Source organism: Alkalihalobacillus alcalophilus ATCC 27647 = CGMCC 1.3604, from assembly GCF_000292245.2.
In the GTDB taxonomy this organism is placed as follows: domain Bacteria; phylum Bacillota; class Bacilli; order Bacillales; family Bacillaceae_D; genus Alkalihalobacillus; species Alkalihalobacillus alcalophilus.
In genome coordinates this window covers 71,164-92,794 of sequence record NZ_ALPT02000004.1, presented here as the reverse complement: position 1 = coordinate 92,794, position 21,631 = coordinate 71,164, and the positions used below count along the sequence as shown (strand labels likewise).

Below are 21,631 nucleotides of genomic sequence, written 5' to 3'. Positions count from 1 at the left end.
GACAAGTACGCTCTGTTCCCAAGAATCTCCCACTTCAAGCGTTAGCTAAGTGGCGAGTAGTTCAAATGTATCCAAAAGGAAGGGACAGTAGAATCCAAACTTTTACCGCTTAAAAGAATAAAAAATTATGTAGAGCAAGACATTTCTACGTGCTATATGCCTAATTGGCTTACCTAACTTATGTTAGTAGTTTGATTGAATTATATTATTTTTTCTGAATTTTAAATGAATGAACTCGGTTATTATTGTAAAATAAAAAGATGGGTAATAATGAAGCTGACTTTAATTGGTTCGCCGGATCTGGTAAAGCTACATTATCTCGAAAACTCTCAAAAAAAGTAAATATAGAAATCTAGCATTTCAATGAGTATCCGAATAGGCATCTTACTCAATTCAGACTATTGTAAGGCAAAAATGAAGGGATTAGGTTAATCAACAATTAAAAAAACGAGTATTTATAATATAACAGGAGTGAAAAAAATGCAGAATATCGATCAATTGAACTACCCATTCCAATCACAAAGAATGACAACTTTTGCGAAAAAAGGGATGGTCGCGACTTCTCAACCACTTGCTGCTGAAGCGGGTTTACAAATTTTAAAACAAGGTGGGAATGCAATTGATGCGGCGATTGCGACAGCTGCTTGTTTAACTGTGGTGGAACCGACATCAAATGGCATTGGTGGTGACGCTTTTGCTTTAGTTTGGACAAAAGGAGAGCTACACGGTTTAAATTCAAGTGGATTTTCCCCAAAAAATATCTCGATTGAGGCTATTAAAGAACGAGGTTATTCTGAAATGCCAAAACATGGCTGGATTCCGGTTACTGTTCCAGGAGCACCAGCCGCTTGGGCAGAATTGTCAAAACGTTTTGGGAAGTTACCATTAACGGAAGTATTAAAACCAGCGATTGAATATGCAGAAGAAGGATTTCCAATTTCGCCTGTGCTCGGAAAAATGTGGGCAAGAGCTTATCGTCATTATAAAAATTCATGGGAGGGGGAGGAGTTTCAAAATTGGTTTGATACCTTTGCTCCGAATGGGAGAGCACCTGAAATCGGTGAAATATGGTCTTCGCCTAGCCATGCGAAATCATTACGTTCCATTGCAGAGTCAAATGGGGAGAGTTTTTATCGGGGCGAATTAGCTGATAAGATCGCTGCTTGTTCAAACCAATATAATGGATTTTTAACAAAAGAGGATTTAGCTGCATATAAGCCAGAATGGGTCAAACCGATCCGTGTGAACTATCGTGGCTATGACGTATGGGAGATCCCACCTAATGGGCAAGGTCTAGTCGCTCTATTAGCTTTAAATACGTTAAAAGGCTATCAGTTTGGAAGCTATGAGTCCGTTGACCGTTATCATAAACAAATTGAAGCGGTGAAATTAGCGTTTGCGGATGGTTTAAAATACATAACCGAAGCGGAGAAAATGTCTGTTTCCGTAAGTAGCTTATTATCAGAAGGATATGCGGTGATGAGAAGAGAGAAAATAACGGATACGGCGGAGGTGCCAGAAGCAGGAACTCCTCCAAAAGGTGGAACGGTTTATTTAGCGACTGCTGATGAAGAAGGGAATATGGTTTCTTTTATCCAAAGTAATTATATGGGGTTCGGCTCTGGAATTGTTGTTCCTGGCACAGGTATTGCCCTGCAAAATCGAGGACATAATTTTTCACTAGATCCCAATCATGATAATAGACTAGAAGGTGGAAAGCGAACATTCCATACGATTATCCCAGGGTTTTTAACAAAAGACGATGAAGCGATTGGACCATTTGGGGTGATGGGTGGTTTTATGCAACCACAAGGCCATGTCCAAGTGATTATGAATACGATTGATGCAGAACTAAATCCACAAGCAGCTCTTGATGCGCCAAGGTGGCAATGGTTGGAAGATAAAAAAGTAATGGTAGAACCCCATTTTCCTCTTCATCTTGCCCAAGAACTCGAAAGAAAAGGTCATCAAGTTTCTGTCGCTCTAGATACAAGTTCATTTGGGAGGGGGCAAATTATTTGGCGAGATCCGAAAACAGGAGTATTCCAAGGTGGTACTGAATTCAGAACGGACGGAGCCATTGCCGCTTGGTAAAATGAGACGAAATAAAGGGAAGATTATTAAGAGGCTATTCAAGAGGTCAGAGGATCTTTTGAGTGGCTTTTTTGGTTGGAGAAGATGTGACACTTAATCTTAGTGCGGTGGTGGGATTATGGTGTGGATAAGGGCAGATAGGTAATGAAAAAGCTGAGTGGGCAAAATTAGGGTGAGAATAAACGTTAATAGGTAATGAAAAAGCTGAGTGGGCAAAATTAGGGTGAGAATAAACGTTAATAGGTAATGAAAAAGCTGAGTGGGCAAAATTAGGGTGCGAATAAGCCCCAACAGGTAATGAAAAAGCCGAGTTGTCGAGATTAAAGTGCGAAAAAAAGGTTAATGGGGGATTGCTAACAAATGAGTGCCAAATTAGACTAGACAACTATATTAAATAAGACATCAATAAGGTGAACTCTTGAATATGTAGTATTTAATAAAAAAATGTCGAAAAAAATATCATAAATTGTTATACCAAATTTCAAAACATGTGTTACAATTAACATTATAATGTTGTTAATACTTAGAAGGTTTTGAAAATATTTTTCGTTTACCATAAGGTGATAAATGGTTCTTTAAGTCATTAAATGGAATGTAAGCCTTTTATATTTTAGAGCCAGACAAATTTACGAGATAGGACATTCCTAAATAACAATTATTAGATAAAAGATGTTGTCATAATTGTTCTGGGGTGAAGTTAGGAATATATGAAATTTAATTGAAAGAAAAATTTATTTGGTATAGACAACTGAACATTATAATCGTTTAGTTGTTTTTATAAAATCATTTAATAAAAGGGGAGTTCTTATGCAAAAGAAAAAGTTTGGCCTTCTATCATTTTTAATGGTTTTATGTGTTATGTTCTTAGCTGCTTGTGGTAGCAACAGTGCTTCATCTGAGGAAGTAGAATTAAGAGTCGTCACTATGATGGCTGGAACTGATCCATCGGGAAAAGTATTTGAAGAAGTACTTGCCGAGTTCCAAGATGAGAATCCGAATATTACAATTGTCAATGATTCACAATCAGCAGATGCTGAAACGATTCGTACGAAGGTTCAAACAGAATATTCTTCTGGCAATGAACCAGACGTGATGTTTTTCTTTAATACCGTTGATGCACAAGGGATTATTAATGAAGGAAAAGTGATCAATTTAGAAGATGCTGATGGCATTGATTTATCAGGCTATAACTCCATGTTAGAACAGCAAAGACATGAGGATGGTGGCATTTATGCAGCACCTCAATCAGGTTTTTATGAAGCGATTTTTGTGAATGAAAAACTATTTGAAGAGCATGGAATTGAATTGCCAACTACTTGGGAGTTATATGAAAAAGCAATTGAAGAGTTTGCGAAAACCGATATTATTCCGATTGCAGCCTCAACAGAAGCTTCTTATTATGTTGTAGAGCATTATGTGTTAGCAGCAGGTGGGATGGACGCTTACCGTGCTGAGTTATCTGACCAAAATCCAGCATGGGCTGCTGGTTTAGACAAAATAGCCGAGCATGCAGAAAAAGGAGCTTTTCCAGCTGATGCGGCTACACTTGATTTAGGATTAGCTGCTGAGTTATTTAAACAAGAACAAGCGGCAATGATTTTTGAAGGGTCATGGTTCTGGGGTCAGTTAAATGAAGCGGGTATTGCTGAGCAAGTGAAAGTATTACCAATGCCAGGTTATGCTGATGGCTTCCAACATGGTGAGCTTGTTGGTGGATCTTCTTCTGGTTGGTTTATTAGTACAGAATCTTATGAAGATGAGAACAAGCGTGATGCAGTTGTTGATTTCTTTAATTATGTAACATCAGAAGAGATTTTACTTCGTTTAGTTGAGCCAACAGGTCAACCGCCTGCCAAAGGTGAATTAACAGATTTAGAAGACCATTTAGCAAACGGACATAAATTAGTGGCCGATGCACCAGCGGTTGAGTTACCTATTAATGATCGAATTTATGCGGAGGCTTTTACTCATATGCGTCAAAGTGTTCCTGAAGTAGTAAATGGTTCAAAAACAGGGGCTCAAGTAGTCGAAGAAGCAGCAGCAATGGAATAATAACAAGTTTGAAAACAAAACAAATGTTTACCTTGTCAATCTTTAACTTGGCAAGGTAAACGATTTTGAAATAAAGGAGCTTCCTATGAAGGGCGATAGACTTTATATCATTTTATTTATGACACCTGCATTATTAATGGCTGGTATCTTTTTATATTATCCTTTCTTTGAAAATATTAAGTTAAGCTTTTATCGCACGGACGGTTTTTTTAATTCGACGTTTATTGGGTTCGATAATTATATTCGCCTCTTTAATGACCAAATTGCTTTAAATGCAACGTTAAATACGTTGGAGCTTATGTTATATGTGGCGATTTTCCAAGTTGGGATTGCCTTAGTATTAGCGATAATGGTGGATTCGATTAAACGAGGAGCCGGTTTTTTTAGAACGACCTTCTTTTTCCCAATCGTCATTTCTGGAGCTGCAATCGGTTTGCTTTTTTCCTTAATTTATAATTATCGGAATGGATTATTAAATGAAATTTTAGTTAGTTTTGGTTTAGAGAGACAAGTTTGGTTAACGGAATCATCAGCTTTGTATATGGTGGCGATTCCGACGATCTGGCATTATGTCGGTTTTTATTTCATCATTATTTTAACAGCAATTGCTAAAATTCCTGATGATTTTTATGAGGCAGCAAAATTAGAAGGAATTACAGGTTGGAAGCGAATGACCAAAATAACGTTACCATTAATCGTATCGGATATGAAAACATGTTTAATTTTGGCGATTACAGGAGCTTTAAAAATCTTTGAACTTGTTTATATCATTACCCGTGGTGGACATGCAAGGCAATCAGAAGTGTTAGGAACGTATATGTACCAAAAAGCAATCGTTGATAATGCGATGGGGTATGGGGCGACTTTATCGATATTAATGGTTGTGATCGGGTTAACTTTAGCGTTTGTGACCAATAAGTTATTAAAACGTGAAGAAGTAACATATTAATGGAAAGTGGTGTTTCAGTATGACCGAAATAGAAAGAAATAAACTGACTTTTTGGGAGAAGATTCAAGATAGATATATTCATAAATCTAAATATGGTCGTTTGTTTGTTTATATTTGTTTGTCCGCTTGGGCAGTGACCACCATTTTCCCTTTAGTTTGGGTGTTCTTGAACTCCTTTAAAAATTCAAGAGAGATTATTACCGATACCTTTGCCCTGCCTTCTGAACCAACCTTACAAAACTATATAAATGCTTTTAATACAGTCGATATTGGCAGAAGCTATTTAAATAGTTTTATTATGAGTGGCTCTGTTGTATTGTTCGCTCTTATGTTTGGTGGGTTAGCTGCTTTTGCGATGTCGCGAATGAAGTTTAGGTTAAGAGGGTTTATTCAAACAGCTCTAGTTGCTAGTCTTTTAATTCCGGCTTTTGCGACGATTGTGCCTGTTTATCGCATGATGATTAGCATGGGGTTTGTGAATACTCATTTAGGATTTATTATTCCGATTACGGCAGCGAATATCCCTTTTGCTGTATTAGTAATTAGTGGTTATATGGCGACGATTCCGAAAGAATTGGAAGAAGCGGCTGTGATGGATGGTTGTAATCGTTGGAAGATGTTCACAAGAATCTTTCTCCCAATTTCATTACCGGCGTTTGCGACAGTTGGAACGTTTGTCTTTTTATGGTCCTATAATGATTTATTTACCTCATTAGTACTAGTCCCACAAGAGAAGGTTGCTCCGATTGTTGTGCTTTTAGCTAATATTAGCTCACAATATGGAACGGACTATGGGTTGATGACAGCAGCGATTATTTTAACGGTTATACCCGTTATTGTTTTCTATTTACTTGCCCAAAAAACATTCGAAAAAGGAGCTACATCTGGAGCGGTAAAAGGATAATCAGGAAATGAGGTGAAATGATGACAGTAAGGAATAAAGAACGCTATCTTTTTATTGGTACTTATAATGAAGCAACAGAAGAAGCGATTGTCATTTTTCGTTATGATGAGAAAATAAACGAATTTTTGAAAATTGGTGGAGTGTCTGGAATTAAGAACCCATCCTATCTAACGGTTAATCAAAAAGGGGATCGATTATATGCTGTTAGTGAAGTAGAGGATGGAGAAGTGGTCAGTTATCAATTAAAGTATCATGGCGAGAAAATAGAGTTAATGGAAATGAATCGACAAAAAACAAATGGCTCTTCACCTTGCTATTTAAGTTTATCTGAAGAGGAGAAAACTTTATTTGCGTCTAATTATGGTGGAGGGAGTGTAGCTGCCTTTTCACTTAATGAGGATGGTGCACTTCAGTCATTAGTTGCTTTCGAGGAATTTAATGAGCTAGGGGATGTGTCTCACCCTCATCAAATTAAACGACTTACTTCTAACATTTATTTAATTCCTGATTTAGGGTTAAATCGTTTGTTTTTATACCGTTTGGAACAAGAGGAGCAACGACTTGTGTATACAAATGAAGTGGAAACGGCAGAAGGGGCGGGGCCAAGACATTTTACGTTTGATGAATTAACGAAAACAGTTTATGTCGTCAACGAGCATCAGTCGACTGTAGCCGCCTATCGTTTAGATGAAAAAGAGGTTCAACTATCTCTTTTGCAAGAAATCAGAACAATTCCAGAAGATTTTAAAGGGGATAATTATGGGGCAGATATCCATATACATCCAACCGAACGGCTCATTTTCACATCTAATCGCGGGCATCATAGTTTGTCTACTTTTCAGATAAATGAGGAGGGGGAATTAATGTTGATCGATCATACAATGCTGACAGGGGAATGGCCAAGAAACTTTCAAATAGATCCAAATGGTGATTCAATTTTAGTAGCGAATGAACGGACAGATTCGATTCATTTATTAAGAGTGACAGGTAATGGTGTGCTTGAAGAAACATGTTCCTTAAACCGAATACATAAGCCTGTTTGTTTGCATATACGTTAAAAAAAGTGGAGCTGTCCCACAAGGTCAAGAAATGGACTTTGCGGGTACAGCTCTTTTTATATACATAGAAAGGATTTAATGATATTATCGGTTGCTTTGAGTACTTGTTTCAGATGAACTGATAGGCCTCGTCAATTAGTCAGTTCCTTTATCCACCATACAACAACTTTTGAAGAAATTGTTCAACAGAATCTATCCGGTTCGTTGACTTATGAATGAGCAAAAATTTATCTTGATCCCCTAATAATTGAAATGGAGAAAAGTTATTTACGTCAATACCATAATAAAATAGTTGCTCACTTTCCGTTCCTGCTATCGGCAATTGCTTCTCAAGTGGAATATTCATTTGTAAAAAACGAGTATCTAAAAAAGGACCATTTTCGACAAATTGTTGATAATAATGTTTGTCAAATATATATATATCAGGTTCGGTTTCTTGTATCACGACTTGATTTTGATAAAAGCTTGCAAGGTCGTTGTATTCCATGATTTCAGTAGGAGCATAAATGAATTCAAGGTGAATGGGATCCCATAATGGAAACAGCATATTGACTTGGGAATGAATCTCTTCTAGTTTATCCTCCTCAAACTCTCCAAAAATGAGGATATGTAAAGGTGATTCATCACTTTTGTAATCTTGAACATCTTTTTCTTCGGCAAATAAAGAGGAGAGAATAAAAATGGAAAGAATGCTAATGACAACAATTAGAAGTGTATGGTACTTATAATAAAAAAGAAGTTTGTCCCCCAGCTTTTAAGGGTGTTTTTTTGAGCCATCATTTCACCTCTCGAAAAAAAGAAAATTGTAAAAAAACGTATTCCTTCTTAATTATATAGAAACCTGTATCGTGAAGCTATAGTTAATTATTGATTGGGTGTTACATTCTTATATTGGAACGCTATTCGTGAGAGTTAGTTGGATATAGGTGTATTTATTAGGCCTCTGTAATCAATCGCATAAAAGTAGAGGAAGGTCATTCACGTATAGATAGGCGGATGCATAAATTATATCAATTCATTTGATGAAAGGAGAATTGTTTATGCATAATCAACGACAGATTTTTGGGAACTTCCCTCCGTTTAGTGGACTGGGAACTGGAGGGAGTCCTTTTTTTGGTGGAGGTTCCTTCTTCCCACCATTTGGACCAGGGCCAGGTGGATCACCATCAGCACCACCGCCATTTGGGCCAGGACCAGGTGGGCCGCCCCCTACTTCCCCAGGAGCACCTGGGAGTGCACAACCTCCAACAACACCTCCACCAGATATAAGTGCTTTACAAGCGAGCGGTCCAACTGCTTTTGCGGTTGATCCAGGTGGTTTAAGAGGTTGTTTGTTTCGTTTTACATTTATTCGACTAAATAATGGTGATTCCTTCTGGTTTTATCCAACCTTTATTGGTCGGACTTCTGTTGCAGGATTTCGTTGGAGCTTCTTCCGCTGGGTCTATTTTGGGATCGATACAAGAAGAATTTCTTCTTTTCAATGTGTATAAACGAATGATAGGAACTGTCACAAGGTCAAAAATGGACCGAAGGACAGTTCTTTTTTGTGGTTTCGAAAACCCCTGGCTATGCCGGGGGTTCAAAAGAGCTTCAAGCGTGGTATTAAAAAACCTCACTTCCATGGTAGGATAAAGTTGGTTTCCCGACCGCTTCATCTCACCAAAGAAGGAGGTATGCCCTGTGAAGGACATGAATAGTTTAGCACACACAACATGGAATTGTAAGTATCACATTGTGTTTGCACCAAAATATAGAAGACAAATCATCTATAGAAAATATAAAAAAAGTATCGGACAAATCATAAGAGATTTATGTGAAAGAAAAGGTGTAGTGATCCATGAAGCAAATGCTTGTCCTGATCACATCCATATGTTAGTAAGTATCCCGCCGAAGTTAAGTGTGTCACAATTTATGGGATACTTAAAAGGGAAAAGTAGCCTGATGATATTTGATCGACATGCCAATTTGAAGTATCGCTATGGGAATAGGAAGTTTTGGTGTCGAGGTTTCTATGTTGATACAGTGGGAAGAAACAAAAAGCAAATACAAGAATACATTAGGAATCAGCTAAAAGAAGATTATATGGGAAACCAGTTATCATTGTTCGAAGACTATGACCCATTTACGGGTGAGAAAAATAAGAAGAAATAAAGAAATTCTTTAGAATGAGTGAGTGAATGTGGTGCAAAAGGGAAACCTGTTCAGTGGGCCTTTAAGGCCAAGGCAGGTAAGAAAGGCTTTCAGCCGCAGAGTAAACCACCAGTTCACACTGGTGGTTTTGATTTTCTATGGTTACGATGCTCTTACACATAATTAGTGAAATTTAGTAAATACTGAAAAAAGTTCATTGATTATGTGAGGGGATATCATGTCGTTTTGGAAACGGAAAAAAGTACAGAGAGGAAGTCAACAGGTTCAAAATCATCTAAGCCTTTCAAAGTTAGATGAAGAGTCGCAACTACAGTCAGTAGAGCTTGAACAAACGATCACTTATTTAATAAAGCATCTAGGAGAAGATGATTTTAACATTAGGAGATTTAAATTATTTGGTAGGAAGTCAGCGGCGATTCTTTATATTAAGACACTCGTTCATCAGCCAATTATAAATGAAGTCTTTAAGCCATTAATGATAAAAAAAGAGGATGAAATCGAAGAGAAGCTCCAAAATGAACAACATTTGATGCGATATTTAACAGATGAAATTCTTTATTTCAGTGAAGTTGCATTTGAATCTCGATTATCATCCCTTGTTCAATTGCTTTTACAGGGGGAAACGTTGATAGTCGTTGATGGTTGTCAACAATCCATTCATATAGGTACTCAAAGTGTTGAAAAACGATCTGTTGATCAACCAGAAACAGAACAAGTGATTATTGGTCCGCGTGAAGGATTTATAGAAAGATTGGAGACTAACATCGGTTTAATTCGCTATCGTTTGCAATCACCGCATTTTCGTATAAGGAAATTAACGTTAGGGAGGATGACACAGACACAGGTCGCAATTTGTTATCTTGAAGGGACAACAAATCAAGAGATTGTTGAAGAAGTAGAAAAGCGCTTAAAACAAATTGATACGGATGCTATTTTGGATATTGGTTATTTGGAGCAATTTATTGAAGATAATCATTTTTCTCCTTTTCCTCAGACCAAAATTACGGAAAGACCTGATAGTGTCGTTGGAAATATGATTGAAGGAAGAGTTGCTATTCTTTGTGATGGATCTCCTTTTGCCTTATTTGTTCCTGTCGTATTTCAACAGTTTATACAAACAACTGAGGATTATTCATCACGCTTTTTAATGGGAAGTTTTATCCGTTTAATTCGGTATGTAGCTCTACTCTTTTCATTAATTTTCCCTGCTTTGTATGTTTCATTTATTTCTTTTAACCCAGAATTAATCCCAACTGAATTTGCAGTTGCTGTAGCTGGTGGACGGGCAGGAGTCCCTTATCCAGCTGTTGTCGAAGTATTGCTAATTGAAACGGCAATGGAAGTATTGCGTGAGGCAACTGTGAGATTACCAAAACAATTTGGGGGTGCGATATCCATAGTTGGGGTGTTAGTGATTGGAGAAGCGGCTGTTTCGGCAGGGTTATCAAGTCCTGTGACGGTCGTTGTCATCGCTCTGACAACAATTGGCTCCTTCGCTACTCCTGCATATAGTGCCTCTTTTGCTCTTAGGTTATTACGGTTTCCTTTAGTGATCCTTGCCGGTCTTTTTGGGTTATATGGGGTTATTGTTGGGGTGATTTTAATTCTTAATCATATGCTTTCATTAAAATCATTTGGAGTTCCATATATGAGTCCGATTTCACCTGAAAATATACACGGCATGAAAGATACTCTTATTAGAAGCCCTATATGGTGGGTGCCAAGAAGACCTGCCTTCTTGCATAGTCCGAATGAAAGACGATTAAATCAAGAGTTTGAGAAAATACAAAAACGTAAAAGTAAAGGAATTGATGAATCGAAAATTAAACATGAAACGGAGGAAGGAGACAATGGAGCATCGTCGTGACATTACACTAACTCAAACGATCGCGATTTTAGTTAGTACAATTATAGGGGTTGGGGTCTTGCATATCCCTTTAATAGCTGTTCGAGGAGCAGAGACGGCGGCCCCTTTTGTCACTCTTCTTGGTTCTCTTCTTACTTGTTTAAGCTTATTGGTTATAACTAAGCTCGGCAAGTGGTTTCCGGATCGATCAATCATTCATTATAGTGAAATTATATTAGGGGAATGGATGGGGAGGGTTTACAGTGTTCTTATTATTTGTTTTTTTGCCCTTTTAACAGGATTTGCTTCACGTGAATTTGGAATGATTGTTAATTCTGCTGTTTTAATTGAGACACCTCTTGAGGTCGTGGTTTTAGTTATGTTAATTTTAGCGGCTATTTTTACTCGGTATGATTTTAACACTTTTGCTTATATTCATACATTCTATATTCCGATCATTTTGGCACCAGCGTTGATTATTGTCATTCTCTCCTTGAGAAACGCAAACCCTCTTTATCTTCAGCCGGTTTTTCATGACAATTGGAGTGGAACGATGATGAGTATGTTTACGATAGCCGCCCTTTTTCAAAGCGGTTTTATTCTTACCTTAATTATCCCTGCTATGCATAAACCAGAGAAGGCGTTCAAAGCCGTTTTTTTTGGAATAGGAATAACAGGCGGTTTATATGTATTAATCGTGTCGGCTGCCCTGGCTGTTTTTGGACCTAAAGAATTGACACATTTATCGTGGCCGACATTAGAATTAGCAAGGTCTACTTCACTCGGTCAGACTTTTCAAAGATTGGATGCTATCTTTTTATCAGTTTGGGTCATTGCTGTTTTTACTACCATTTTCTCCACGTATATGTTTACCGTACAAGCTCTGACACAACTATTTCGATTAAAGGATCAAAAAATGTTTACCTTTTTTTGTTGCCTTTTCTTTTTATGATTGCGATGTTTCCTCAAAATGTTTTTGAAATGTATGAGGTCGTTGAGAAAGTTGGAAGAGTAGGGTTGATTTTAACTTTGTGTGTCCCACTCCTCCTTCTAATAATTGCTAAAATACGAAAGTTAGCGGATGGGGGGAATCATCATGTCAAATAAATTAATGACGGCCTGTTTGTTTGGTGTGATTACGATGATTTTAACGGGGTGTTGGGATAGTATTGATATCGAAAATAGAGCGAATGTGTTAGCGATGTCCATTGATCTTGCTCACTCGGGTGAGCCTGAGCATACGAAACATATTACGAGTTTAAAAGAAGGTTATGAAGAAGAGGGACAGGAATTATTAATACTAACGGCCCAAGTAGCCGTTCCTGGTCGAATTCCGCTTGGTCCAGAAACAACGAATGGGGGAGGGGACGGTCCTGTTTGGGTTGTTACTTCAACCGGTAAAACGTTAAATGATGCCCTCTTAAAAATGCAACTATTGATTGCGGAAACTCTCTTTTTAGGGCACTTACACGTTATCGTGGTAAGTGAAGATTTTGCAAGGAGTGGGTTGGATCAATTAAATGATTTTTTAAGAAGAGAAGCTGAAGTGCGAAGAACCGCTTGGAAAGTCGTGTCCAAAGAAAAGGCTTCAACATATATGAAAGTTGCACCTGAACTTGAACGAATTCCAGCCTTATACTTGCACTCCATGATCGAAAATACAGTGGAACTCGGTAAATTTCCGGACAGTTTTCTTGGGTTATTTTGGAGAAGGATGTCTAGTGAAGGAGAAGATGGTTATTTGCCATATCTCCAAATTGTAAACGAAGACAATATTCAAATAAAGGGCTTAGCTTATTTTGATCATAAAAAAATGGTTGGCATTTTAGAGCCGGTAGAAATAGGATTATTTATGGCGATTGTCGGTGATGAAGAAGGTGGGTATGGTTTTTTTGTTGAGGTACCAGAGCTAGATGAGGAAGTGTTATTAATAACGAATAGAAGGAAGTCGAAAATAAAAACAAAAATTAATGGAGAGCAGCCTGAAATGGAAATTAAGATTAGAATTGAAGTCGACCTTCATGAATCAAATCATGAAGTTTTGACAATTGATAATGAGCAGGTATTAAAAGAAATTGAACAGCAATGTTCGGTCATTACTGAACAAAAAGCGAATGAAATAATTAATAAAATGAAGGAGGAGAGAGTGGATATATTTGGGTTTGGGGGGTATTTTCGGGCTAAGCAACCTAAATTTTGGAGAAATGAAGTGGCGAACGAGGATGGGTGGCGTGACCATTTTGAACAATTGAATGTAGATGTTTCATTTCATTGTCATATACGTAAAGTTGGTCTAAAAGCTGAATGATGAAGGGGAGGGAACATATGTGGAATATTGATTATATGTATTACTTGATTAGTGTGTTCATAATAACTGGTTTCCTTACACTTACAATGGATTTGAAAATATACAAAATGGCTAAAATTAAAAAAGAGCAAAAAGCGACGATTGTACTTGGGTTTATGAATGTAGTGACAGGTTTTGTCCTACTAGTCATATGGTTGCTCTATCAAAATTGGTTTATGTGGATTTAAATTTTAAATGGTATTGCATAAATTTCCTTGGAGGATCTCAAACGATCATTTTATGAGTGTTTGGGAGCCTTTTTTTACATATTAATAACTCAACTTTCGCATCGAGAAAATCCGTTCAACTAGTTGGCAGAGCGAAAGGGAAGCTCTTAAACAAATGCCCTTGACACGTTAGAAAAGCGAGAATGTACTATCACACCAAACGGATAAACTGCGCATCAAGAAAAAAATAATAGGCCCTCCGGCGGTCGCTCCCAAACAGACACTCCGCGTCCTGCAGGAACCTCATGAGCCTCCTCAGCGTTTCACGCTTGCGGGGTCTCATTGGACGGTTTATTCCTGCGGGAGTCTCCGTGTCTGTTTGTCCGCTAGATAATGGAATCGAATCTAAGTTCGGTTTTCTCATTGAATAAAAAAATAGTCATGACTTCAACGTACATTAGCTTGAGAATGATTTTTCTCTTTCCATAACCAACAAAGTGAAGAAGAAGGTCCTTCTGCGTTAAAAATAGCTGGTTTGGAAAGAGCCATATCATCAAGCCTCCCCACGACACTTAGCGGACAAAACCATACGGAGACTCCCGCGGGAATAAACCGAGGCTGCTGAAAAAGTCCAACTTTTTAAAGATAAAAAATTTCGAGAAAAAAACGAGGCCTCAGATTGACTTCTAAGCGACGTTCGGGTGGTAGGGAGACATTTTTGACCCACAAAAAAACATCAATTTTCAAAAACAACCAGTTTTTCAGCAGTCTCGAATAAACCGTGGAGCGAGACCCCGCAAGGCTTGCCGAGGAGGCTCGCAAGGTTCCCGCAGGACGCGGAGTATGGTTTTGGGAGCGATAGCCGAAGTGCTTCATCTTAGTGAACAGATTCCTTCAACAGCCTACGAAGAGATGTGTTCAGACTTATCAACGATTGAACCGTTCATGTAAAGTCAAATTGAGTGTTGTAACGCCCTAAAGTCAATCTCTATCAACGGTTAAGGGGCAATTATACGCTGCGAAAGTTGAGTTAATAAGAAATAAGATCCTAACCCTATCTTACCATTCCTCGATTAGTATTTAATTAAGACGAAAACGTTCGTGTTCATTTTTCCTTTTATTAAGTGTCTATTATTTCAGTGTTCCCATTATATGTTTCTATAAAAACAGCACAATAAATCATATTTAATAAGATTAATTAAAAATATAATGTACATTTAATAATTAATGTGCTATATTATATACAAGAAATAAAGTTATTAAAGGATGGGATTGTTGATGATGAAAGGAATTGGAATAAGTGGTACAGGAAGAATTGGACGTTTATTAATTAGAAAAATAATGTCTAATGATACGATGAAGGATTCGTTAAAAGTTATTAATAGTACGTATCCTACTGAAACTGTTGCACACCTATTAAAATACGATTCTGTTCATGGTAGATGGGATGCAAAAATTGAAATAGTAGAAGACACTTTAATCATAAATGGAAACGCAATCAAAATGAGCAATACTCGCCAACCAGAAGATATTCCTTGGAAGGAAAACGGGGTGGCATTAGTGCTTGATGCAACAGGGAAGTTTAATGACCACACTGGCTCAAAGAGACATTTAGCGGCAGGGGCCGAGGCGGTTATTATTACGGCACCAGGAAAAGAGATGGATGCAACCATCGTAATGGGAGTCAATCAAAATAAGCTAAACTTACGAGAGCATAAATTGATTTCTGCTGCTTCTTGTACAACAAACTGTACAGCACCTGTTTTAAAAGTATTAGACGATGCATTTGGGGTAAAGCAAGGTTGGTTAACAACGGTTCATGCTTTTACTTCTGACCAAAAACTATTAGACAATCCACACAAGGATTTAAGAAGAGCAAGAAGTGCAACATCTTCTATCGTTCCGACGTCTACTGGTGTTGGGAAAGCACTAAAAGAAGTCATTCCTCATTTAGCTCCGGTTATGCAAGGAACAGCTCTTCGGGTTCCGACTCAGGATGTTTCTTTAATTGATTTGACGGTACAGTTATCAAAAGAAATGTCAGTTGAAGATGTAAAAGAAGCCTTTTTAAATATTAAAGATGAAAACCTTGCCAAAGTGGTTGGGACAAATGATGAGCCTTTAGTTTCCATTGATTTTGTAGGGAGTGAACACTCGGCGGTTGTTGACCTTGACTCCATCATGGTAATGGGGGATCAATTAAAAATAATGGCTTGGTATGACAATGAATGGGCATATGCTTCACGAGTGTGTGAATTAGCCGATCTAGTAAAAAGGGGGATTGAAGAAAATGAGCACAACAGTACAGTATTTGCTTAATTCTAGTGAAAAAAGAAAATTAGGAACGGTATTATGTAAGGACTGTCAATCTGTTATTGATGTTTTTGAAGCAAACAGAGTACTCACTTATTTTTCGAGCTGTACATGTACAAATTGCACGAATAAATAATGAATGTCGTCTTCAAAAGAGCTTAAGTTATCCCTCTGATTCAACACTATTTCACAAATGTTCGTGTCAGCCTAAATGTGAAAGCAATTGATCGAATGGGGCTTTTAGGGGTATGATTCGATTGGGAGTTATTGTTGAGAGGAGGGGTATAATGATTGAATTTACAAATAGACAAAGAAATATAATTGAAATCGTGAAAAAGAAAGAACCGATTACAGCTGAGCATATTGCGGATTTAGTGGGGGTCAGTAAAGCCGCATTACGATCGGATTTAGCTGTGTTAGTGATGACAAATGCTCTTGAATCGAAACCAAAGGTCGGTTATTTTGTCGGCAAAACTTTATATAATGGTCAGGCGAATGTTGGGTATTTACAACAATTAAAAGTAAAAGATATTCAAAGTGTGCCTATTATTGTCGATGGAAAATCAACTGTTCAAGAAGTTGTCATCAAATTATTTTTAGAAAATGTCGGTTCGATAATGGTTGTAGATGAAAAAGGATACTTAGAAGGAATTGTATCTCGTAAAGATTTGCTCAAAGTAACGTTAGGTAATGCAAATGCAACGACAATGCCTGTTAATTTAGTGATGACAAGGCATCCAAATATTGTAACAATCCTCCCAGATGAATCTGTGTTAGAAGCAGCCAGAAAAATGATTCATTTTCAAGTAGACAGTTTACCTGTCGTCGAACGTTCTGTCGGTGGAAACGATGACAAAAAAATGGTTATCGGACGTATTACGAAGACGAACATGACAAGGATGCTACTTGATTTAGAAAATGGCGAATAGCAGAAGGAGAGGGACTAGGATTGTGAATAGAAAGCAGCCAATTTTTTACTTGTGTTCAGATGCATTAGGAGATACAGCTGAAATGGTCGTGAAAGCGACGATGCAGCAATTTGCTGTAGATGAAGTTAACATTAAACGTTATCACTATATCCAAACCGAAGAAGAAATCTATGCACTTATTTTAGATGCTCAAGAAAACGGTGGAATTGTCGCTTATACATTAGTGGAGCCCAACTTAAGAGAAGTGATGAAACGTAGTGCGATTGAGCACGATGTCCAAGCTATCGACATTATTGGGCCTTTAATGCAAGCTTATATTGATACTTTCAATGACAGCCCAAAAGAAATGCCTGGTTTACAATATGAGCTTGATGCAAAATATTATAACCGAATTGAAGCGATTGATTTTGCTGTCAAATACGATGATGGTAAAAATATTGGAGGGCTACTTGCCGCAGATATTGTCTTAGTTGGGGTTTCGAGAACATCGAAAACACCACTGAGCATCTATTTAGCCCATAAGGGTATTAAGGTAGCGAACCTTCCTTTAATTCCAGGTATCGCTCCTCCAAGTGAGATATTTACGTTACAAAACACGTTGATCGTCGGTCTTACAATGGACCCGAATCATTTATTAAAGGTTCGGACGGAAAGATTGAAGGTTATTGGGCTTCCAAATACAACGAGTTATACCGAGTATGAACCGGTAAAGAGCGAGTTGAATTATGGGAATATGATTATGAAGCAACTTATGTGCCCGGTCATTAATGTATCCAACAAATCAATTGAAGAAGCAGCAGTTGAAATCTTAGGTTTAATGAATAAAAAGTAAAGAAAGTTCTAAACGAGATGAGAGGGAGATTCATACTCTCCTTCTACGATAAAAATATTGAATATTCTGAATTGGTAGGTGTCGCTATGGATAAACCGGCAATGGTTTATTTATTGTCAGATTCGGTTGGAGAAACGGCTGAATACGTAATAAAAGCGGTTGCGACACAGTTTCGAAGCCCTTTTGAAATCAAACGTTTTCCTTACATTAAATCGATAAAAGATATTGAGCAAGCCATTTTGATGGCGAAAGAAAATTCAGCCATAGTGGCGTATACGCTCGTTGTTCCAGATTTAAAGGAATATATTGACCAGAAATCTTACGAGTACGGGGTAGAAGCCGTCGACTTATTAGAGCCTTTATTAAATGCTTTTAAAAAGAAAACAGAAGAAGAACCGATTAACGAACCGATGTTAATGAGGAAGTTAGACAAAAAGTATTTTCGTAAAGTAGAGGCGATTGAATTTGCGGTCAAATACGATGATGCTAAAGATGCAGAAGGAATCATGCTCGCTGATTTGGTGTTGATTGGTGTATCTCGAACTTCCAAAACCCCATTATCTATGTATTTAGCGAATAAGGGTTATAAGGTCGCCAATATTCCTTTAATTCCAGAAGTGCCAGTTCCTGAGCAACTCATGAATGTCTCGAAAAAAAGATGTGTAGGGTTAATTATTCGTCCAGATACGCTAAACGAAATCCGCAAAGAGAGGCTGAAGTCATTAGGGATTACTTCTGATACGGCCTATGTTAATTTGCAACGTATTTTTAATGAGCTAGATTATGCAGAAGGAATTATGAAACGAATCGGGTGTCCGATTATTGACGTTTCCAACAAAGCCGTAGAAGAAACAGCTGATTATATTATGAAGGTCTTAAATATAGAACGGAGGATCTAACAATGCAAAAACGTGTGTATATGTTTGATGAAGGACATAAGGGTATGAGACAGAGATTAGGGGGAAAAGGGGCTAACTTAGCGGAAATGACACAAATCGGTTTACCGGTTCCATATGGTTTTACAGTGACAACAGATGCGTGTCATGATTATTATGAAGACGGGAAACAGTTAAGCTCAACCATTAAGGAAGAAATCATACAATCTTTAAGAAAATTAGAAGAAAGTACGAACAAACAATTAGGGGATAAAGAGAAACCATTATTTGTTTCGGTTCGCTCAGGTTCAGTCGTTTCTATGCCAGGTATGATGGACACCGTTTTAAACTTAGGGATGAATGATGAGACAGTTGAAGCTCAAAAAGCATTAACAGGAAATGGCCGCTTTGCTTATGATTCTTATCGTCGATTTATTCAAATGTTCTCAAATGTGGTTCTTGGAATTGATATGTACTTTTTTGAAAGTCACCTTGATGAAATCAAAGAAGAAAAAGGATATGTCAATGATCCGGAAATGACAGAAGCAGACTGGAAGGAAGTCGTTGCCTCTTATCAAGAAATTGTCGAAAAACATACCCGTCAACCATTTCCGCAAGATCCAATTGAACAATTAATGTTAGCTGTTAATGCTGTCTTTGATTCATGGAATAACAAACGAGCGATTATTTATCGTAACTTAAATAAAATTCCTGATTCCTACGGTACAGCTGTTAATATTCAAAGCATGGTATTCGGAAATACAGGAGATGATTCTGGGACAGGAGTTGCCTTCACTCGTAACCCTTCGACCGGAGAGAATTTATTATATGGAGAGTTTTTATTAAATGCCCAAGGTGAAGACGTCGTAGCCGGGATTCGAACCCCTCAGCCTATTGCTCAATTAGAGTCAGCGATGCCTGAAGTATACAAACAATTTGTTGATGTCTCGCTTTTATTAGAAAAACATTACCGTGATATGCAAGATATTGAGTTTACGGTTGAGCAAGGCAAATTATATATTTTACAAACGAGAAATGGGAAGCGTACCGCAGCTTCTGCTGTAAGAGTCGCGGTAGAAATGGCTCAGGCAGGAATACTTACTAAAAAAGAAGCCCTGTTACGAGTAGAACCTGAGCAACTAAATCAATTATTACACCGTCGTATTGACGATAATGCCGAACTTAACCAGTTAACAAAAGGGTTACCAGCTTCTCCAGGGGCGGCAACAGGGAAAGTTGTCTTCGATTCTGAAGAAGCCCAAGAGTTTTATGCTCGTGGGGAGAAAGTAATTTTAATTCGTCCAGAAACAACACCTGATGATATTCAAGGAATTATTGCGGCTGAAGCGGTTGTTACAAGCCGTGGTGGAATGACTTCTCATGCAGCGGTAGTTGCACGTGGTATGGGGAAACCGTGCATTTGTGGAGTAGAGTCTCTAAAGATTGATACGCCTGCTAAGACGTTTAAAGTGGGGGATATAGAGGTTCGTCATTTAGATACGATTACAATTGATGGTGGAACCGGTGCGATAATGTTGGGCGAAGTTCCAATGATTGAGCCTAAAATATCTGAGCAGTTTAACCAACTGTTACAGTGGGCAGATGAAGAAAAAGCGATTGAAGTCCGTGCGAATGCGGATAACCCAGAAGATTCTTCAAAAGCATTAGAGCTTGGGGCAAAAGGGGTTGGACTTTGCCGTACAGAGCATATGTTCATGCAACCTGACCGTCAAAAGCTTGTGAAGGAAATGATTCTATCTTCTACGGTTGAGGATAGAAAAGAGGCACTTGAAAAGTTACTGCCGATTCAACAAGAAGACTTTGAAGGTATTTTTGGAGTGATGCGAGAGCTTCCAGTAACGGTACGTTTATTAGACCCACCATTACATGAGTTCTTACCAGATAAGGAAGAATTAATTGTGGAAGTCACGACTTTACGTTTGACAGAACCACAATCAGAAGAGTTGAAAGAAAAAGAATTTTTATTGAAAAAAGTAAATGAACTTGCTGAAGTGAATCCAATGCTTGGTCATCGTGGGTGCCGTCTTGGCTTAATTCACCCAGAAATTTATGCGATGCAAGCAGAGGCGATCTTTAATGCAGCGATTACTTTACACAAAAAAGGAATTCAAGTTAAGCCAGAAATCATGATTCCACTAGTTGGTCATTCCAATGAATTAAAAATCATGCGTCAATTAGTCATTGAGACGGCAGAGAAAGTCTTAGGAGCAGCGAATGTGAAAGTTGAATATACAATTGGTACAATGATTGAAGTGCCACGTGCGGCCTTAACAGCTGATCAAATTGCTTACGAAGCTGACTTTTTCTCCTTTGGTACAAATGACTTAACGCAAACAACATTTGGCTATAGTCGTGATGATGCGGAAGGGAAGTTCCTTCAAAGTTATTTAGAAGATCGAATCCTACCTGAAAACCCATTCCGAGTCCTTGATAATGAAGGGGTTGGGCAATTAGTTGAAATGGGTGTGAAAAAAGGAAGAGCCGTCAAACCTTCTTTAAAAACAGGAATTTGTGGAGAACATGGCGGAGAAGAGAATTCAATCGAATTTTGCTTAAAAACAGGCTTAGATTATGTCAGTTGTTCACCGTACCGTGTCCCATTAGCTCGCCTAGCAGCAGCGCAAGCAACGATTCGTAATGAAGGTATTTTAACGAAATAAAGAAAATGGTGGCTTCTATGAGCGACTAATGAATTAAAAAGCGTAGTTGTCCTAAAAGCCCTTAAATAGAAAAGCCGGTGACATTTGAACTGCACCCCAATTGTTAGACACACTAACAATTGGAGGTGCAGTTTTTTGATTAAACTTAAAAATCGTTACTCTTTGGTGTGTGATGTGGTAACCCCATTTTAAAGGAAAGAGCGATTTTTTGCCTTTTTTAATTGAAAATCAAACTTAGCTCCCTTACCTCTCACTTTTTTAGATTCTTTGAAAGAAGTGTTAATTATAGCAAGGTCGGGTATAGGATCGATGTAGTCGGATTAATGGTTTGAAAGATGGAATGATACGACGTCTTCTCACAACGAAACCGAAGGACTCTTTTCGTATAAAAAAAACCTCTTTAAAAGAAACTACAAGTAAACATTAAGGA

18 protein-coding genes are annotated in these 21,631 nt (G+C 37.9%); 17 read left to right on the top strand and 1 reads right to left on the bottom strand.

All coding sequences use genetic code 11. The annotated features are described in order from the left end of the window. Positions 1-480 precede the first annotated feature (480 nt). The 5 genes from BALCAV_RS02065 (at position 481) to BALCAV_RS21050 (ending at position 7,057) form a co-directional block, all read left to right on the top strand. On the top strand, positions 481-2,094 hold the full coding sequence (locus BALCAV_RS02065; protein ID WP_003323804.1) for a gamma-glutamyltransferase family protein: 1,614 nt from the start codon (positions 481-483) through the stop codon (positions 2,092-2,094). A gap of 807 nt (positions 2,095-2,901) precedes the next feature. Next, positions 2,902-4,146, top strand: a complete 1,245-nt coding sequence (locus tag BALCAV_RS02060) for an ABC transporter substrate-binding protein (protein WP_003324322.1) — start codon at positions 2,902-2,904, stop codon at positions 4,144-4,146. An 85-nt stretch (positions 4,147-4,231) separates the two neighbouring features. Further along, a complete protein-coding gene (locus tag BALCAV_RS02055) occupies positions 4,232-5,095 on the top strand; it encodes a carbohydrate ABC transporter permease (RefSeq protein WP_003324323.1) in 864 nt (287 codons plus the stop codon). A 19-nt stretch (positions 5,096-5,114) separates the two neighbouring features. Further along, entirely contained in the window at positions 5,115-5,999 is an 885-nt protein-coding gene (locus BALCAV_RS02050; RefSeq protein WP_003324324.1) for a carbohydrate ABC transporter permease, read from the top strand. 20 nt (positions 6,000-6,019) lie between these two features. Beyond that, positions 6,020-7,057: a lactonase family protein gene (locus BALCAV_RS21050; protein WP_003324325.1), complete on the top strand. Its 1,038-nt coding sequence runs from the start codon at positions 6,020-6,022 to the stop codon at positions 7,055-7,057. Between the two features lie 148 nt (positions 7,058-7,205). Here BALCAV_RS21050 and BALCAV_RS02040 read toward each other — a convergent pair whose 3' ends face one another. Further along, a complete protein-coding gene (locus tag BALCAV_RS02040; RefSeq protein WP_040323385.1) occupies positions 7,206-7,604 on the bottom strand; it encodes a hypothetical protein in 399 nt (132 codons plus the stop codon). Positions 7,605-8,097: 493 nt separating this feature from the next. Between BALCAV_RS02040 and BALCAV_RS02035 the strand changes: the two genes are divergently transcribed. The 12 genes from BALCAV_RS02035 to ppdK all read left to right on the top strand — a co-directional run bounded on the left by BALCAV_RS02035 (position 8,098) and on the right by ppdK (position 21,201). Continuing rightward, the gene (locus tag BALCAV_RS02035) at positions 8,098-8,550 is read left to right on the top strand and encodes a hypothetical protein (RefSeq protein WP_003324327.1); all 453 of its coding nucleotides are present in this window, start codon (positions 8,098-8,100) and stop codon (positions 8,548-8,550) included. Between the two features lie 199 nt (positions 8,551-8,749). Then, positions 8,750-9,211: an IS200/IS605 family transposase gene (gene tnpA / locus BALCAV_RS02030; RefSeq protein ID WP_040323389.1), complete on the top strand. Its 462-nt coding sequence runs from the start codon at positions 8,750-8,752 to the stop codon at positions 9,209-9,211. A gap of 217 nt (positions 9,212-9,428) precedes the next feature. Further along, positions 9,429-11,078, top strand: coding sequence for a spore germination protein (locus BALCAV_RS02025; protein WP_003324569.1), 1,650 nt, complete (start codon positions 9,429-9,431; stop codon positions 11,076-11,078). Further along, positions 11,062-12,009, top strand: a complete 948-nt coding sequence (locus BALCAV_RS02020) for a GerAB/ArcD/ProY family transporter (protein ID WP_326938283.1) — start codon at positions 11,062-11,064, stop codon at positions 12,007-12,009. Before BALCAV_RS02025 ends, BALCAV_RS02020 begins: the two co-directional genes overlap by 17 nt. Before the next feature lie 144 nt (positions 12,010-12,153). Further along, a complete protein-coding gene (locus BALCAV_RS02015) occupies positions 12,154-13,365 on the top strand; it encodes a Ger(x)C family spore germination protein (RefSeq protein ID WP_003324567.1) in 1,212 nt (403 codons plus the stop codon). Positions 13,366-13,382: 17 nt separating this feature from the next. Next, complete coding sequence (locus BALCAV_RS02010; protein ID WP_003324566.1) at positions 13,383-13,592, top strand: CLC_0170 family protein; 210 nt, start codon at positions 13,383-13,385, stop codon at positions 13,590-13,592. Between the two features lie 1,257 nt (positions 13,593-14,849). Beyond that, positions 14,850-15,890, top strand: a complete 1,041-nt coding sequence (gene gap, locus BALCAV_RS02005) for a type I glyceraldehyde-3-phosphate dehydrogenase (RefSeq protein ID WP_003323537.1) — start codon at positions 14,850-14,852, stop codon at positions 15,888-15,890. Continuing rightward, positions 15,862-16,020 carry a GapA-binding peptide SR1P gene (locus BALCAV_RS21945; RefSeq protein ID WP_136446115.1) on the top strand — a complete coding sequence of 53 codons (159 nt, stop codon included), beginning with the start codon at positions 15,862-15,864 and terminating at the stop codon, positions 16,018-16,020. The genes gap and BALCAV_RS21945 overlap by 29 nt, the downstream gene beginning before the upstream one ends. 151 nt (positions 16,021-16,171) lie before the next feature. Then, complete coding sequence (locus BALCAV_RS02000) at positions 16,172-16,813, top strand: helix-turn-helix transcriptional regulator (RefSeq protein ID WP_003323536.1); 642 nt, start codon at positions 16,172-16,174, stop codon at positions 16,811-16,813. A 22-nt stretch (positions 16,814-16,835) separates the two neighbouring features. Continuing rightward, positions 16,836-17,645, top strand: coding sequence for a pyruvate, water dikinase regulatory protein (locus BALCAV_RS01995; RefSeq protein ID WP_003323535.1), 810 nt, complete (start codon positions 16,836-16,838; stop codon positions 17,643-17,645). An 86-nt stretch (positions 17,646-17,731) separates the two neighbouring features. Continuing rightward, entirely contained in the window at positions 17,732-18,544 is an 813-nt protein-coding gene (locus BALCAV_RS01990; RefSeq protein ID WP_040323383.1) for a pyruvate, water dikinase regulatory protein, read from the top strand. Positions 18,545-18,546: 2 nt separating this feature from the next. Beyond that, positions 18,547-21,201: a pyruvate, phosphate dikinase gene (gene ppdK / locus BALCAV_RS01985; RefSeq protein ID WP_003324769.1), complete on the top strand. Its 2,655-nt coding sequence runs from the start codon at positions 18,547-18,549 to the stop codon at positions 21,199-21,201. Positions 21,202-21,631: the final 430 nt, after the last annotated feature.